Source organism: Pseudomonas sp. GZD-209 (assembly GCF_049310485.1).
In the GTDB taxonomy this organism is placed as follows: Bacteria; Pseudomonadota; Gammaproteobacteria; order Pseudomonadales; family Pseudomonadaceae; genus Aquipseudomonas; species Aquipseudomonas sichuanensis.
Window position 1 is genome coordinate 34,279 of record NZ_JBMOWQ010000125.1, and the last position, 14,070, is coordinate 48,348.

A 14,070-nucleotide genomic window follows, 5' to 3' on the forward strand; every position below is an offset into this window, starting at 1 on the left:
TACCGCTGCCCGCTTTGGTGTATGTCTTGAGCCCTGTGAGGCAGCCTAGGCGCCCACGCTGAAATTGTGCCGAGCAAACAAGGCGGACCAGGCAATGGCACAGGAGAGACTGGCCCGAAACAAACTGTGGGAGCGGGTTTACCCGCGAAGCGCCGCGCGGGCGGCGCTCGATCTCATAGGCGCTGCAAATCGTGAACGGTTCACCCCGCCAGCACGCAGTCCCACCGGCAATGAGGCCAGTGCAGATATCCAAGCCGGGCCTATGCTTACCGTTATCACCTGTTACAACAACAGGAGGTAAGCACCATGAGTATCAAGTCCAGGCGTTGCGCGCTGGTCTTTGCCTTGGCCGCCGTCGTGGGGCTCTACGGTTCGGCCTGTTGGCGGGTCGAGCTGCTGCGCAGCCAACCCAACACCGCAGCCAGTTGCGCGCAGGAACACTGCGTGCCCCACACCGCAACCTTGAGTGCCGTCAGATAAAGCGACGGCGCCGCGCGCCGGTCACTCCTCGACGCTCATGTATTCCTTGGCCCAACGGATGTAATCCTCCGGCTGGGTGTAGGTGTGCGAGAGCTCGGTGGCGTTGAGGCTGTCCGACTTGTGCTGCTGGCCACGCTGCAGGCGCAGGCAGTCGTAGGTGGCCTTGATCGCGGCGAAGTAGGCCGCGTGGCCGTCGACCACGATGCGCACGCCCAGGCGCGCCAGGCGCTCGTCGTCACGCAGGTTCGGGTTGCCGTAGGTGACCAGCATCAGCGGCACGCTCAGGTGCTGGGCGATCTGCTCCAGTTGCTCGAAGTCCTTCACCCCCACCATGCAGATGCCATCGGCACCGGCCTTCTGGTAGCTCTGGGTGCGCACGATGATTTCTTCGGTGCTCAGCACCCCGGCGTTGGTCCGGGCGATGATCGCCATGGCCGAATCGACGCGGGCTTCCAGGGCAGCGCGGATCTTGCCGACGCCCTCTTCCACCGGGATCAGGTCAGTGGACTTGCGGCCGAACTGGGCTGGCAGCAAGGTATCCTCGATGGTCAGGGCAGCAACCCCGGCACGCTCCAGTTCGATCACCGTGCGCATGACGTTGAGGGCGTTGCCGTAGCCATGGTCGGCATCGGCGAGCACCGGCAGCTGGGCAACGCGGCCGATACGGGTGGCCTGCTCGACGAACTCGCTGAGGGTGATCAGGGCAAAGTCCGGCGCGGCCAGTACCTGCAACGAGGCAACCGAGCCGCCGAGAATGCCGACTTCAAAGCCAAGGTCGGCGGCGATGCGCGCAGACATGGGGTCGAAGACCGAAGCGGTGTGATAGCACGAACCTGAAGCGAGCAGTTCGCGGAAGGCAAAACGCAGATCGTGGTGGGAAGCCTTGGGCATGATCACTCCGCTTGTAATAAGAAATGTTGAACGGCTGACAACCGACCCCTGTATCGGGTCTACCTGACTGATCCAACCGTCGCCATCGGTGCGGTCATGCTCGTCATGCAGGCAGAGGAATAAAAGGTGTGGAAATACAGCAACGCGAAACCCTGCGGCAAAACGCTGCACCATGCTGGTGCAAGCCCCGGATTTCAGCCTCTGCGGCCTTTGCACGATATCACGCAGCCATGCAGCACTGGATGAATGCGCCAATGCCGATCTTGCATAGGGGATGCACAGAGTACATAGGAAGCTACTCAACTCAGGTTACAATCTTTCCTTCCTCAGCTCTCAGCTCCAGATGTTGGACGCGGGTTTTGTGGGAGCGGGCTTGCCCCGCGATGGCGATTGCCTTTGCGACGACATCGCGGGGCAAGTCGCATCGGCGCAGCGCCGCTCCCACGAACCAGCGCCCACGTCACCGGCAATGACAACAAGGTGCCCTTGTGACCGCCGCCCTGCCCCCTACCGTTCTGCGCAGCGTACTGACCGCCCTGATGCTGGCGATCTTCCTCGGTGCCCTCGACCAGACCATCGTCGCCGTGTCGCTGCCGGCGATTTCCGCCCAGTTCAACGATGTCGGCCTGCTGGCCTGGGTCATCTCCGGCTACATGGTGGCCATGACCATCGCCGTGCCGATCTACGGCAAGCTCGGCGACCTGTATGGCCGGCGGCGCATGATCCTCACCGGCACCGCGCTGTTCACCCTCGCCTCGATCGCCTGCGGCCTGGCCCAGGACATGCCGCAGCTGGTGCTGGCGCGGGTGCTGCAGGGCATCGGAGCAGGCGGCATGGTATCGGTAAGCCAGGCGATCATCGGCGACTTCGTGCCACCGCGCGAACGTGGCCGCTATCAAGGCTATTTCAGCAGCATGTACGCCCTGGCCAGTGTCGCCGGGCCGGTGCTGGGCGGCTGGCTGACCGAGTACCTGTCGTGGCGCTGGGTGTTCTGGATCAACCTGCCGCTGGGGCTGGTGGCGCTGTGGGCGATCCACCGTGCCCTCGACGGGTTGTCGGTGAAACGCCGCGAGGTGCAGGTGGACTACCTGGGCGCGGTGTTGATGATCATTGGCCTGGGCAGCTTGCTGCTGGGTATCACCCTGGTCGGCCAGGGGCATGCCTGGCAGTCGACGCCGGTACTGTTGCTGCTGGGCTGCGCGCTGCTCGGGCTGCTGGTGTTCGTCACCCACGAGCGACGTTGCCGGGAGCCACTGCTGCCGATGAGCCTGTTCGGCAACCGGGTCGCGGTGCTGTGCTGGTGCGTGATCTTCTTCGCCAGCTTCCAGTCGATATCGCTGACCATGCTCATGCCCCTGCGTTACCAGGGCATCACCGGGGCCGGCGCTGACAGCGCCGCACTGCACCTGCTGCCGCTGGCCATGGGGCTGCCTATCGGCGCGTTCACCGGTGGGCGCATGACCAGCCGCACCGGGCGTTTCAAGCCACAGATCCTGACCGGCGCGCTGCTGATGCCGGTTGCCATCGCCGCCATGGCCCTGACACCACCGCAATCGGGTTGGCTCAGCGCGCTGTTCATGCTGCTGACCGGGATCGCCTGCGGGTTGCAGTTCCCCACTTCGCTGGTGGGTACCCAGAGTGCAGTGGAGGCGAAGGACATCGGCGTGGCCACCAGCACCACCAACCTGTTCCGCTCGCTGGGTGGGGCCATGGGGGTGGCGTGCATGTCCAGCCTGCTGCTGGCGTTTTTGCAACAGGGCGGTTTCGAGCTGCTGGGCAATCCCCTGCTGGGCAGCCTCAAGGCAGGTGAGGCGGATCCGCAGACCCAGGCGCGGTTGCTGGAAACGTTCAGGAATCTGTTGCTGGCCAGCGCCGGGGCTTCGCTGCTTGGGTTGCTGGCGGCGCTGGCGTTGCCAGATCGGCAACTGCGCGGGCGCTGATCGTGGGAGCGGCGGTGCGCCGATGCGACTTGTCCCGCGATCGCGAACTTGAAGTTGCCATTGCAATCGCGGGGCAAGCCCGCTCCCACGATTCGCATGCACCGAGGCGATGAGTATTAATCCGCCCTTAACTCAATGAGAGAGACACTCCCTCACAATCCTTCACAAAGTGTCATTTGCGCAGGCTTGGGCTCAAGCGCAGCATATCCAGCCCGGTGTCCACCCACTTTTCGGCATCGCGCAGCAGGTCGAAACTGTCCGGCAGCAGCAACCAGCGCCCGATCAGGCCATCAACGTAGGCAAACATCGCCACCGCAGCACGGTCGCAATCGAGGTCGGCAGGCAATTGCCCACGCCGCACGGCATTGGTCAGGGTCAGGGCGATGCCTACATGGCAGTCGAGTACCGCGCTCTGGCGTTGCTGGCGAATCTCACACATGTCATCGGTGAACTCGCACTTGTGGTGCAGGATTTCATTGATACGCCGGGTTCGGGCATCCAGCACCAGCTGGTTGAACACTTGCAGTAACAATTTGCGCATGCAACCCAGCGGGTCGAGTTCATCCTCGCTCTCACTGGCCCGGGCCAGGTGGTCGTGGGTTTCGTGCAGGCAGTCGAGCAGCGCCTGGACCAGGTCGGCCTTGTTGCTGAAATGCCAGTAGATCGCGCCACGGGTCACCCCCGCGAGCTCAGCGATATCGGCCAGTGTGGTTCGCGCAACCCCGCGCTTGTAGAAGGCCTTTTCCGCCGCCTCGATGATCTGGGCGCGGGTTTCCTGGGCTTCTTCTTTGGTTCGACGGACCATGGCAACACAACCTCTTCAGGCCCCGCACGCACTTCTGGCGGGCGGGAATCAGGCCGGGGTCGCCTCTTCAGGGGCCGTTCCCGGGGTAATTGAGCGGTTCACGGTGGGGGGTATGCAATCCACCGGCGGTATTTACAAACAAGCATGAATGTAAGTATATTCGGTAGCAAGCTATTAATCCACCGGATAGCGTTTTTCTGACAAGACACTTCCACTATTCTTGAGCTCCCTTGCTCCAGCGACCCGAGGATCCTCATGCAATTCAAGCCAGCCGTAACCGCCCTGGTTTCCGCCGTGGCCCTGGCAACCCTGCTCAGTGGCTGTAAGAAAGAAGAAGCCGCGCCTGCGCCGCAGGCTCCTCTGGTCGGCGTCGTCACCGTTCAACCCCAATCCTTCACCCTGACCTCGGAACTGCCGGGGCGCACCACGGCCTATCGCATCGCCGAAGTCCGCCCGCAGGTCAATGGCATCATCCTCAAGCGCCTGTTCAAGGAAGGCAGCGACGTCAAGGAAGGGCAGCAGCTCTACCAGATCGACCCCGCCGTCTACGAGGCCAACCTGGCCAACGCCCAGGCCAACCTGCAGGCTACCCGCTCGCTGGCCGAACGCTACAAGCAGCTGATCGACGAGCAGGCCGTCTCCAAGCAGGAATACGACGACGCCAATGCCAAACGATTGCAGGCAGAAGCGGCGCTCAAGAGCGCCCAGATCGACCTGCGCTACACCAAGGTACTGGCACCGATCAGCGGTCGCGTCGGCCGTTCCTCGGTCACCGAAGGCGCGCTGGTGAGCAATGGCCAGACCAACGCCATGGCCACCATCCAGCAACTCGACCCGGTCTACGTCGACGTCACCCAGTCCACCGCCGAGCTGCTCAAGCTGCGCCGTGACCTGGAAAGCGGCCAGTTGCAGAAGGCCGGTGACAACGCAGCGCAAGTGCAGCTGGTGCTCGAAGACGGCAGCCTGTTCAAGCAACAAGGCCGTCTGGAGTTCTCGGAGGTCGCGGTCGACGAAACCACTGGTTCCGTGACCCTGCGCGCGATCTTCCCCAACCCCGACCACACCCTGCTGCCGGGCATGTTCGTGCACGCCCGCCTCAAGGCCGGGGTCAATGCCAACGCCATCCTGGTCCCGCAACAGGGCGTGACCCGCGACCTCAAGGGCGCGCCGACCGCACTGGTGGTCAACCAGGAAAACAAGGTCGAACTGCGCCAGCTCAAGGCCAGCCGTACCCTGGGCAGCGACTGGCTGATCGAGGAAGGCCTGAACCCGGGTGACCGCCTGATTACCGAAGGCCTGCAATACGTACGCCCAGGCGTCGAGGTCAAGGTCAGCGAAGCCACCAACGTCAAGAAGCCGGCCGGCCCCGATCAGGCCAACGCGGCGAAAGCAGACGCCAAAGCGGAGTAAACCATGTCGAAGTTCTTTATCGATCGCCCGATCTTCGCCTGGGTGATCGCCCTGGTGATCATGCTGGTCGGCGCCTTGTCGATCCTGAAGCTGCCGATCAACCAGTACCCGAGCATCGCGCCGCCGGCCATCGCCATCGCCGTGACCTACCCGGGCGCCTCGGCGCAGACGGTGCAGGACACCGTGGTGCAGGTGATCGAGCAGCAGCTCAACGGTATCGACAACCTGCGTTATGTGTCGTCGGAAAGTAACTCCGACGGCAGCATGACCATTACTGCCACCTTCGAGCAGGGCACCAACGCCGACACCGCGCAGGTGCAGGTGCAGAACAAGCTCAACCTGGCCACCCCGCTGCTGCCGCAGGAAGTGCAGCAGCAAGGTATCCGCGTCACCAAGGCTGTGAAGAACTTCCTGCTGGTGATCGGCCTGGTGTCCGAAGACGGCGGCATGACCAAGGACGACCTGGCCAACTACATCGTCTCCAACATGCAGGACCCGATCTCGCGGACCGCCGGCGTGGGTGACTTCCAGGTGTTCGGTGCACAGTACGCCATGCGTATCTGGCTCGATCCGGCCAAGCTCAACAAGTTCCAGCTGACCCCGGTCGACGTGCGCACCGCGGTTGCCGCGCAGAACGTGCAGGTGTCGTCCGGCCAGCTCGGCGGCCTGCCGGCCCTGCCAGGCACCCAGCTCAACGCCACCATCATCGGCAAGACCCGCCTGCAGACCGCCGAGCAGTTCGAAAAGATCCTGCTCAAGGTCAACAGCGACGGCTCCCAGGTACGCCTGAGAGACGTCGCACAAGTCGGTCTGGGCGGCGAGAACTACGCCGTCAGCGCCCAGTTCAACGGCAAGCCCGCCTCCGGCCTTGCCGTGAAACTGGCCACCGGCGCCAACGCCCTGGATACCGCCAAGGCACTGCGCAAGACCATCAGCGACCTGGAGCCCTTCTTCCCGCCTGGGGTGAAGGCCGTGTTCCCGTATGACACCACCCCGGTGGTCACCGAATCGATCAGCGGGGTTATCCACACCCTGATCGAAGCCGTGGTCCTGGTGTTCCTGGTGATGTACCTGTTCCTGCAGAACTTCCGCGCCACCATCATCACCACCATGACCGTACCCGTGGTGTTGCTGGGTACCTTCGGCATCCTCGCGGCGGCCGGCTTCAGCATCAACACCCTGACCATGTTCGCCATGGTGTTGGCCATCGGCTTGCTGGTGGACGATGCCATCGTCGTGGTGGAGAACGTCGAACGGGTCATGTCCGAGGAGGGCTTGCCGCCCAAGGAGGCGACCAAGCGCTCGATGGAGCAGATCCAGGGCGCGCTGGTGGGTATTGCCCTGGTGCTGTCGGCGGTATTGCTGCCCATGGCCTTCTTCGGCGGCTCCACCGGTGTGATCTACCGTCAGTTCTCGATCACCATCGTCTCGGCCATGGGCCTGTCGGTACTGGTTGCGCTGATCTTCACCCCGGCCCTGTGCGCCACCATGCTCAAGCCGCTGAAGAAGGGCGAGCACCATGTGGCCAAGCGCGGCTTCTTCGGCTGGTTCAACCGCAACTTCGACCGCAGCGTGGTCGGCTACGAGCGCAGCGTCGGCACCATCCTGCGCAACAAGGTGCCGTTCCTGCTGGCCTACGCGCTGATCGTGGTCGGCATGATCTGGCTGTTCGCCCGCATCCCCACCGCGTTCCTGCCCGAGGAAGACCAGGGCGTGCTGTTCGCCCAGGTGCAGACCCCGGCCGGCTCCAGTGCCGAGCGCACCCAGGTGGTGGTCGACCAGATGCGCGAATACCTGCTCAAGGAAGAAGCCGACACCGTGGCTTCGGTGTTCACCGTGAACGGCTTCAACTTCGCCGGCCGCGGCCAGAGCTCGGGCATGGCCTTCATCATGCTCAAGCCGTGGGGCGAACGTTCGGCCGAGAACAGCGTGTTCAAGCTGTCGCAACGCGCCCAGCAGCACTTCTTCAGCTTCCGTGACGCGATGGTGTTCGCCTTCGCCCCGCCTGCGGTGCTGGAGCTGGGTAACGCCACCGGCTTCGACGTGTTCCTGCAGGACCGCGCCGGTGTCGGCCACGCCAAGCTGATGGAAGCGCGCAACCAGTTCCTGGCCAAGGCCGCGCAGAGCAAGATCCTCAGCGCTGTGCGCCCGAACGGCCTGAACGACGAACCGCAGTACCAGCTGACCATTGATGACGAACGTGCCAGCGCCCTGGGCGTGACCATCGCCGACATCAACAGCACCCTGTCGATCGCCCTCGGCGGCAACTACGTCAACGACTTCATCGACCGTGGCCGGGTCAAGAAGGTCTACATCCAGGGCGCGCCCAACGCGCGGATGAGCCCGGAAGACCTGCAGAAATGGTACGTGCGCAATGGCGCCGGCGAGATGGTGCCGTTCTCCTCGTTCGCCAAGGGCGAATGGGCCTACGGCTCGCCGAAACTGTCGCGCTACAACGGCGTTGAAGCGGTCGAGATCCTCGGTGCCCCGGCCCCGGGCTACTCCACCGGTGAAGCCATGGCCGAAGTCGAGCGCATCGCCGGCGAACTGCCAGCCGGTATCGGCTACTCCTGGACCGGCATGTCCTACGAGGAAAAACTCTCCGGCTCGCAAATGCCGGCGCTGTTCGCCCTCTCGGTCCTGTTCGTGTTCCTCTGCCTGGCAGCGCTGTACGAAAGCTGGTCGATCCCGATCGCCGTGGTCCTGGTAGTACCCCTGGGCATCATCGGTGCGCTGATCGCCACCAGCATGCGCGGGCTGTCCAACGACGTGTACTTCCTGGTCGGCCTGTTGACCACCATCGGCCTGGCGGCCAAGAACGCGATCCTGATCGTCGAATTCGCCAAGGAACTGCACGAGCAGGGCCGCAGCCTGTACGACGCCGCCATCGAGGCGTGCCGCATGCGTCTGCGCCCTATCATCATGACCTCCCTGGCGTTCATCCTCGGCGTGGTACCGTTGACCATCGCCAGTGGCGCGGGCGCCGGCAGCCAGCATGCCATCGGCACCGGGGTGATCGGCGGCATGATCAGTGCGACCGTGCTGGCCATCTTCTGGGTACCGCTGTTCTTCGTAGCAGTGTCGTCGCTGTTCGGCAGTAAAGAGCCGAAAACCGACGCCACCCCTGAAACTCCACGTTATGAGGCTGGGCAATGACCAAGTCTTTGCTGTCCCTGGCGGTTACCGCCTTCATTCTCGGCGGCTGCTCGCTGATCCCTGATTACCAGACGCCGGAAGCGCCGGTCGCCGCGCAGTGGCCGCAAGGCCCTGCGTACTCGCCGACCGAAACCGCCAACGTCGCCGCGGCCGAACAGGGCTGGCGCCAGTTCTTCCACGACCCGGCGCTGCAGCAGCTGATCCAGAGCTCGCTGGAAAACAACCGCGATCTGCGCGTGGCAGCGTTGAACATCGATGCCTACCGCGCCCAGTACCGCATCGCCCGTGCCGACCTGTACCCGGCTGTTTCTGCCAATGGCAGCGGCAGCCGTCAGCGGGTACCGGGGAACGTGTCGCAAACCGGTGAGGCAGACATCACCAGCCAGTACTCGGCAACGATCGGCGTCAGTGCCTACGAGCTGGACCTGTTCGGCCGCGTGCGCAGCCTGAGCCAGCAGGCCCTGGAAACCTACCTGTCCAGCGAACAGGCGCGCCGCTCCACGCAGATCAGCCTGGTGGCCAGCGTGGCCAACGCCTATTACACCTGGCAGGCCGACCAGGCGCTGCTCAAGCTGACCCAGGAAACCCTGAAGACCTACGAAGAGAGCTACAACCTCACCCGCCGCAGCAACGAGGTGGGTGTGGCATCGGCGCTCGACGTCAGCCAGGCACGCACCGCCGTGGAAGGCGCCCGGGTCAAGTACGCGCAGTACCAGCGCCTGGTCGCCCAGGACCTCAACAGCCTGACCGTGCTGGTGGGTACCGGCGTGCCGGCCAGCCTGCCCAAGCCGCTGGAGCTCAACGCCGACCAGCTGGCCGAAGTGCCGGCGGGCCTGCCGTCCGACCTGCTGCAACGCCGCCCGGACATCCAGGAGGCCGAGCACCTGCTCAAGGCCGCCAACGCCAACATCGGCGCCGCCCGCGCTGCGTTCTTCCCGAGCATCAGCCTGACCGCCAACGCCGGGACCCTGAGCCCGGACATGGGCGGCCTGTTCAAGGGTGGCTCTGGCACCTGGCTGTTCCAGCCGCAGATCAACCTGCCGATCTTCAACGCCGGCAGCCTGAAGGCCAGCCTGGACTACTCGAAGATCCAGAAGGACATCAACGTCGCCAAGTACGAAAAGACCATCCAGACCGCCTTCCAGGAAGTCGCCGATGGCCTGGCCGCACGCAAGACGTTCGAAGAGCAGTTGCAGGCGCAACGTGACCTGGTGGCCGCCAACCAGGATTACTACCGCCTGGCCGAGCGCCGCTACCGCATCGGCATCGACAGCAACCTGACCTTCCTCGATGCCCAGCGCAACCTGTTCAGCGCCCAGCAGTCGCTGATCGGCGATCGCCTGTCGCAGCTGGTCAGCGAGGTCAACCTGTACAAGGCCCTCGGTGGCGGCTGGTACGAGCAGACCAACCAGCAAGCGTCGGTACAATCGCCCAAAGGCTGATCACACCGGCAACAGCATCAAGCCCACCCTCGCGGTGGGCTTTTTGTTGCCTGAACCGGCCAATCGCGGGGCAACCAACATTACGTTCGATAATCGCCCCATTCCGCTTGCGGCGAATTGCCTCGCCCCCACCCTCCCCCGCACCATCGCCCACGCAACGTTGCACAAGTTCTCACAAAGACGCCCGTCCCCTGCGGCCCGCACCCGCAGCGCCCCGGCTCGCCCAATAAAAACAAGAGATCCACGACAGATGAGCACTTTGCACCCCGCACGCCAGCTGCTGCCCGGCCTGTTGGCCATGTCCTGCGCCCTGCCCGCCCTGGCCGCCGAAAGCGGCTTTTTCGAGGACGCCAAGGCCAGCCTCAACCTGCGCAACTTCTACATCAACCGCAACTTCGTCGACCCGGCCAACCCCCAGGGCAAGGCCGAGGAATGGACCCAGAGCTTCATCCTCGACGCCCGCTCCGGCTTCACCCAGGGCACCGTCGGTTTCGGCCTGGATGTGCTGGGCCTGTATTCGCAGAAGCTCGACGGCGGCAAAGGCACCGCCGGCACCCAACTGCTGCCGGTGCACGACGATGGCCGCCCGGCCGATGACTTCGGCCGCCTGGGCGTAGCGTTCAAGGCGCGCCTGTCGCAGACCGAACTGAAGGTCGGCGAATGGATGCCGGTGCTGCCGATCCTGCGTTCCGACGACGGCCGCTCGCTGCCGCAGACCTTCCGTGGCGGCCAGCTCACCTCCAAAGAGATCGATGGCCTCACCTTGTATGGCGGCCAGTTCCGTGGCAACAGCCCGCGCAACGACGCGAGCATGGAAGACATGTTCATGCAGGGCCGCGCCGCCGCTACCTCCGACCGCTTCAACTTCGCTGGCGGCGAATACACCTTCAACGACAAGCGCACGATGATCGGGCTGTGGGATGCGCAACTCAAAGACATCTACCGCCAGCAGTACCTCAACCTGGTGCACAGCCAGCCATTGGGTGACTGGACCCTGGGCGCCAACCTCGGTTACTTCATCGGCAAGGAAGATGGCAGCGAACGCGCCGGCAAGCTGGACAACCGCACCGCTTCGGCCCTGCTCTCGGCACGCTACAAGGGGCATACCTTCTACGTTGGCCTGCAAAAGGTCAGTGGCGACGACGCCTGGATGCGGGTCAACGGCACCAGCGGCGGCACCCTGGCCAACGACAGCTACAACTCAAGCTTCGACAACGCTAAGGAACGCTCCTGGCAGGTGCGTCACGACTTCAATTTCGTCAGCGTCGGTGTCCCTGGGCTGACCTTGATGAACCGCTATATCAAGGGTGACAACGTGCACACCAGCGCGGTGAACGACGGCAAGGAATGGGCGCGGGAGACCGAGCTGGCTTATGTGGTGCAGTCGGGCACGTTCAAGGACCTGTCGCTGAAATGGCGCAACTCCACCATGCGCAGGGACTACAGCACCAATGCATTCGATGAGAACCGGTTGATCGTGAGCTACCCGCTGAATCTGCTCTAGCAGGTCCGGCCTCTTCGCGGGTAAACCCGCTCCCATAGGATTGGTGAGAAACCTGTGGGAGCGGGTTTACCCGCGAAGAGGCCGGCAATAACAACAAAGAACTAAATTGCATATATAAATCAAATAACATTCTTTGACGTTATATGTAACAAAAGCTAAAACCGAGCCCTGATCCCCGCACCAGAGCCCGAGCATGGACCTCCGCCAACTGCGCTATTTCATCGCCCTCACCGAGTACCGCAGTTTCGTCCGCGCCGCCGAAGCCATGGGCATCACCCAACCGGCATTCAGCCGGGCCATCCAGAACCTCGAGCAGACCCTCGGCTGCACCCTGGTCGACCGTGGCAACAAAGCCCTGCCCCCCACCCCCGAAGGCCAGGTGGTGCTGCAACACGCCCGCCGCCTGGTGCAAGGCGCCGCCCAGTTGAACAACGAGGTGTCGCAGATGACCAAGCTCGACGCCGGCGAACTGCACTTCGGCAGTGGCCCGGCCCTGGCAGTGCGCCTGGTGCCCGCGGCCTTGCAGCAGTTCATCGAACGCCACCCCGGCATCCGCACGCAACTGCTGGTGGACAACGCCGAGCGCCTGGGCCAGGCCCTGCGCCGCGAGCAGATCGAGTTCTTCGTCGATGACATCCGCCCGTTCGAGGCCGACCCGAACTTTCACACCGAACCGCTCAACCCACGCCCCGGCCTGTTCTTCTGCCGCCCCGGGCACCCGCTGCTGGCCAAGGACAGCCTGTCGACCAACGACCTGTTCGCCTACCCCTTGGCCTGCGCCCTGCTCGCCCCCGGGGTACGCAAGCGCCTGGCCAACCTCAGCGGGCGCGACGACTTCACCCCGCACCTGCAAACCGAGCACCTGGCGGTGCTGCGCAGCGTGGTGCTGGCCAGCGACGCGGTCGGCAGCGCCAGCGAAGAAGCGGTGGCCGAGGACCTGGCCGCCGGCACCCTGGTGCGCCTGCACTGGCGCAACCTGCCGCCGGGGCTGGAGGTGCTGAGCGTGCGTTGCGGGGTGGTCAGCCGCAGCGGCTATCGCCTGTCGCCGGCAGCGCGGGCGATGATCGAGACCCTGGTCAGCCTGGATGCTGAGCCATTGCCCGCAGCCGCGGCGCATCGACAATCTCCACCTCGCCATAGCCCAGGCGTACCACGCCGGACTGTTCGAGGTTCCTGAGGATCTGGTTGATGGTCTGGCGCGACAGCGACAGCATCAGCGCCAGCTGCTCCTGGGACAGTTGCAGGCGCCACTGGGCGATATCGCGCTCGCCATAGCCCTCGGCGATCTGCAGCAGGCGGTGGGCGACCCGGGGCGCGGCGGCCAGCAGGCTCTGCTGCTCCAGGGCGACGAATACCCAGCGCAGCTTGTGGCTCATCAGCAGCGCCAACTCGCGCCAGTGCTGCGGTTCACGCGCCAACCACTCGAGCAAGGGCGCCTGGGGCAGCCACAGCAATCGTGTAGCCCCTTCCGCGAAGGCGTCATGGGTGCGTGGCTGGCCATCGAACAGGCTGATCTCGCCGAACCAGTACGGCGCTTCGACCAAGGTCAACAGCGCCTCCTTGCCCTCGCTGCTCACCGCCCCCACCCGCATCGCCCCGTCGAGCACCGCATACAGCCCGCACGGCGCATCGCCCCGCTGGAACAGGCATTGCCCTGGCGCCAGCTCGCGGGTTCGGGCCAGGGCCAGCAGGCTATCCTGAACCTTGGTGGGCAACTGCCGGAACCATTGCCCGTGCAACAACTGGGTACGCAGATCGTGCATGGCACCTCGCAAAGCGGACTCTGTCGGCCAGGCGACAGACGACGACGAATGGACGGGGCAAGCTGGGCCTACCCCTGATGGAGGAACAACAATGAAAAACCTCGTCGAACACCTGAGTCAATACGCCGCCTATCATCGCGACCCGCGCAATATCACCACCCACTTCGTCGGGATTCCGTTGATCGTGCTGGCGGTGAGCATCCTGCTGTCGCGGCCCGGCTGGGACGTGGCAGGTCTGTGGCTGTCACCGGCATTGCTGCTGGCCACCTGGTCGGTGTGGTTCTATCTGCGCCTGGACCTGCGTTTCGGCCTGGTTATGGGGCTGTTGCTGGGGCTGTGCCTGTGGGCCGGCCAGGCACTGGCCGTACAGGCCACCGGGCTGTGGCTGAGCGCCGGGCTGGGGGCGTTTGTGGTGGGCTGGATCATCCAGTTTGTCGGGCATGCTTACGAAGGGCGCAAGCCGGCGTTTGTCGATGATGTCAGCGGGCTGATCATCGGCCCGTTGTTCGTGGTGGCGGAGCTGGCGTTCATGGCCGGATTGTGTGGCGATCTGAAGAAAGCCGTGGAAGCCAATGCCGGGCCGGTGGCGATCCGCCAGAAGAAAGCAGCCGTCTAGTAGATCGCGGGGGAAGAACACCCCCCCAATACCCCGCCGGGGAGAGGGAATTTCCCACGACGG

At 64.2% G+C, this 14,070-nt stretch carries 11 protein-coding genes; 8 read left to right on the top strand and 3 right to left on the bottom strand.

The genetic code is table 11. From position 1 onward, the window contains the following. Window positions 1-306 precede the first annotated feature (306 nt). Window positions 307-480 carry a hypothetical protein gene (locus tag ACO6VM_RS15265; RefSeq protein WP_189654521.1) on the top strand — a complete coding sequence of 58 codons (174 nt, stop codon included), beginning with the start codon at window positions 307-309 and terminating at the stop codon, window positions 478-480. A gap of 21 nt (window positions 481-501) precedes the next feature. Here the strand turns inward: ACO6VM_RS15265 and ACO6VM_RS15270 are convergent, their stop codons facing one another. Further along, complete coding sequence (locus ACO6VM_RS15270; RefSeq protein WP_422403506.1) at window positions 502-1,371, bottom strand: isocitrate lyase/PEP mutase family protein; 870 nt, start codon at window positions 1,369-1,371, stop codon at window positions 502-504. Window positions 1,372-1,859: 488 nt separating this feature from the next. Here ACO6VM_RS15270 and ACO6VM_RS15275 point away from each other — a divergent pair, with 488 nt between their 5' ends. Next, on the top strand, window positions 1,860-3,311 hold the full coding sequence (locus ACO6VM_RS15275) for an MDR family MFS transporter (RefSeq protein ID WP_401060687.1): 1,452 nt from the start codon (window positions 1,860-1,862) through the stop codon (window positions 3,309-3,311). 172 nt (window positions 3,312-3,483) lie between these two features. Here the strand turns inward: ACO6VM_RS15275 and ACO6VM_RS15280 are convergent, their stop codons facing one another. After that, window positions 3,484-4,116: a TetR family transcriptional regulator gene (locus ACO6VM_RS15280; RefSeq protein WP_258645094.1), complete on the bottom strand. Its 633-nt coding sequence runs from the start codon at window positions 4,114-4,116 to the stop codon at window positions 3,484-3,486. Window positions 4,117-4,371: 255 nt separating this feature from the next. On the opposite strand from ACO6VM_RS15280, the gene ttgA reads away from it, so the two are divergent. The 5 genes from ttgA to ACO6VM_RS15305 all read left to right on the top strand — a co-directional run bounded on the left by ttgA (window position 4,372) and on the right by ACO6VM_RS15305 (window position 12,805). Beyond that, window positions 4,372-5,526 carry a toluene efflux RND transporter periplasmic adaptor subunit TtgA gene (ttgA, locus tag ACO6VM_RS15285; RefSeq protein ID WP_125857575.1) on the top strand — a complete coding sequence of 385 codons (1,155 nt, stop codon included), beginning with the start codon at window positions 4,372-4,374 and terminating at the stop codon, window positions 5,524-5,526. 3 nt (window positions 5,527-5,529) lie between these two features. Beyond that, entirely contained in the window at window positions 5,530-8,682 is a 3,153-nt protein-coding gene (ttgB, locus tag ACO6VM_RS15290; protein ID WP_401060684.1) for a multidrug efflux RND transporter permease subunit TtgB, read from the top strand. After that, window positions 8,679-10,124 carry an AdeC/AdeK/OprM family multidrug efflux complex outer membrane factor gene (locus ACO6VM_RS15295; protein ID WP_390967135.1) on the top strand — a complete coding sequence of 482 codons (1,446 nt, stop codon included), beginning with the start codon at window positions 8,679-8,681 and terminating at the stop codon, window positions 10,122-10,124. The genes ttgB and ACO6VM_RS15295 overlap by 4 nt, the downstream gene beginning before the upstream one ends. 250 nt (window positions 10,125-10,374) lie before the next feature. Continuing rightward, window positions 10,375-11,628, top strand: coding sequence for an OprD family porin (locus ACO6VM_RS15300; protein ID WP_401060683.1), 1,254 nt, complete (start codon window positions 10,375-10,377; stop codon window positions 11,626-11,628). Window positions 11,629-11,821: 193 nt separating this feature from the next. Next, on the top strand, window positions 11,822-12,805 hold the full coding sequence (locus ACO6VM_RS15305; RefSeq protein ID WP_401060681.1) for a LysR family transcriptional regulator: 984 nt from the start codon (window positions 11,822-11,824) through the stop codon (window positions 12,803-12,805). On the opposite strand, the gene ACO6VM_RS15310 is transcribed toward ACO6VM_RS15305, so the two are convergent. Next, window positions 12,705-13,391 carry a Crp/Fnr family transcriptional regulator gene (locus tag ACO6VM_RS15310; RefSeq protein WP_401060679.1) on the bottom strand — a complete coding sequence of 229 codons (687 nt, stop codon included), beginning with the start codon at window positions 13,389-13,391 and terminating at the stop codon, window positions 12,705-12,707. The genes ACO6VM_RS15305 and ACO6VM_RS15310 overlap by 101 nt on opposite strands. A gap of 91 nt (window positions 13,392-13,482) precedes the next feature. On the opposite strand from ACO6VM_RS15310, the gene ACO6VM_RS15315 reads away from it, so the two are divergent. After that, the gene (locus ACO6VM_RS15315) at window positions 13,483-14,007 is read left to right on the top strand and encodes a DUF962 domain-containing protein (protein WP_125857569.1); all 525 of its coding nucleotides are present in this window, start codon (window positions 13,483-13,485) and stop codon (window positions 14,005-14,007) included. Window positions 14,008-14,070: the final 63 nt, after the last annotated feature.

Bases quoted from the DNA above. Each gene is read 5' to 3' on its own strand.
- ACO6VM_RS15310 (WP_401060679.1), bottom strand. From the start codon at position 13,391: ATGCACGATCTGCGTACCCAGTTGTTGCACGGGCAATGGTTCCGGCAG.
- ACO6VM_RS15300 (WP_401060683.1), top strand. From the start codon at position 10,375: ATGAGCACTTTGCACCCCGCACGCCAGCTGCTGCCCGGCCTGTTGGCC.
- ACO6VM_RS15280 (WP_258645094.1), bottom strand. From the start codon at position 4,116: ATGGTCCGTCGAACCAAAGAAGAAGCCCAGGAAACCCGCGCCCAGATC.
- ttgB (WP_401060684.1), top strand. From the start codon at position 5,530: ATGTCGAAGTTCTTTATCGATCGCCCGATCTTCGCCTGGGTGATCGCC.
- ACO6VM_RS15305 (WP_401060681.1), top strand. From the start codon at position 11,822: ATGGACCTCCGCCAACTGCGCTATTTCATCGCCCTCACCGAGTACCGC.
- ttgA (WP_125857575.1), top strand. From the start codon at position 4,372: ATGCAATTCAAGCCAGCCGTAACCGCCCTGGTTTCCGCCGTGGCCCTG.
- ACO6VM_RS15295 (WP_390967135.1), top strand. From the start codon at position 8,679: ATGACCAAGTCTTTGCTGTCCCTGGCGGTTACCGCCTTCATTCTCGGC.
- ACO6VM_RS15265 (WP_189654521.1), top strand. From the start codon at position 307: ATGAGTATCAAGTCCAGGCGTTGCGCGCTGGTCTTTGCCTTGGCCGCC.
- ACO6VM_RS15270 (WP_422403506.1), bottom strand. From the start codon at position 1,371: ATGCCCAAGGCTTCCCACCACGATCTGCGTTTTGCCTTCCGCGAACTG.
- ACO6VM_RS15315 (WP_125857569.1), top strand. From the start codon at position 13,483: ATGAAAAACCTCGTCGAACACCTGAGTCAATACGCCGCCTATCATCGC.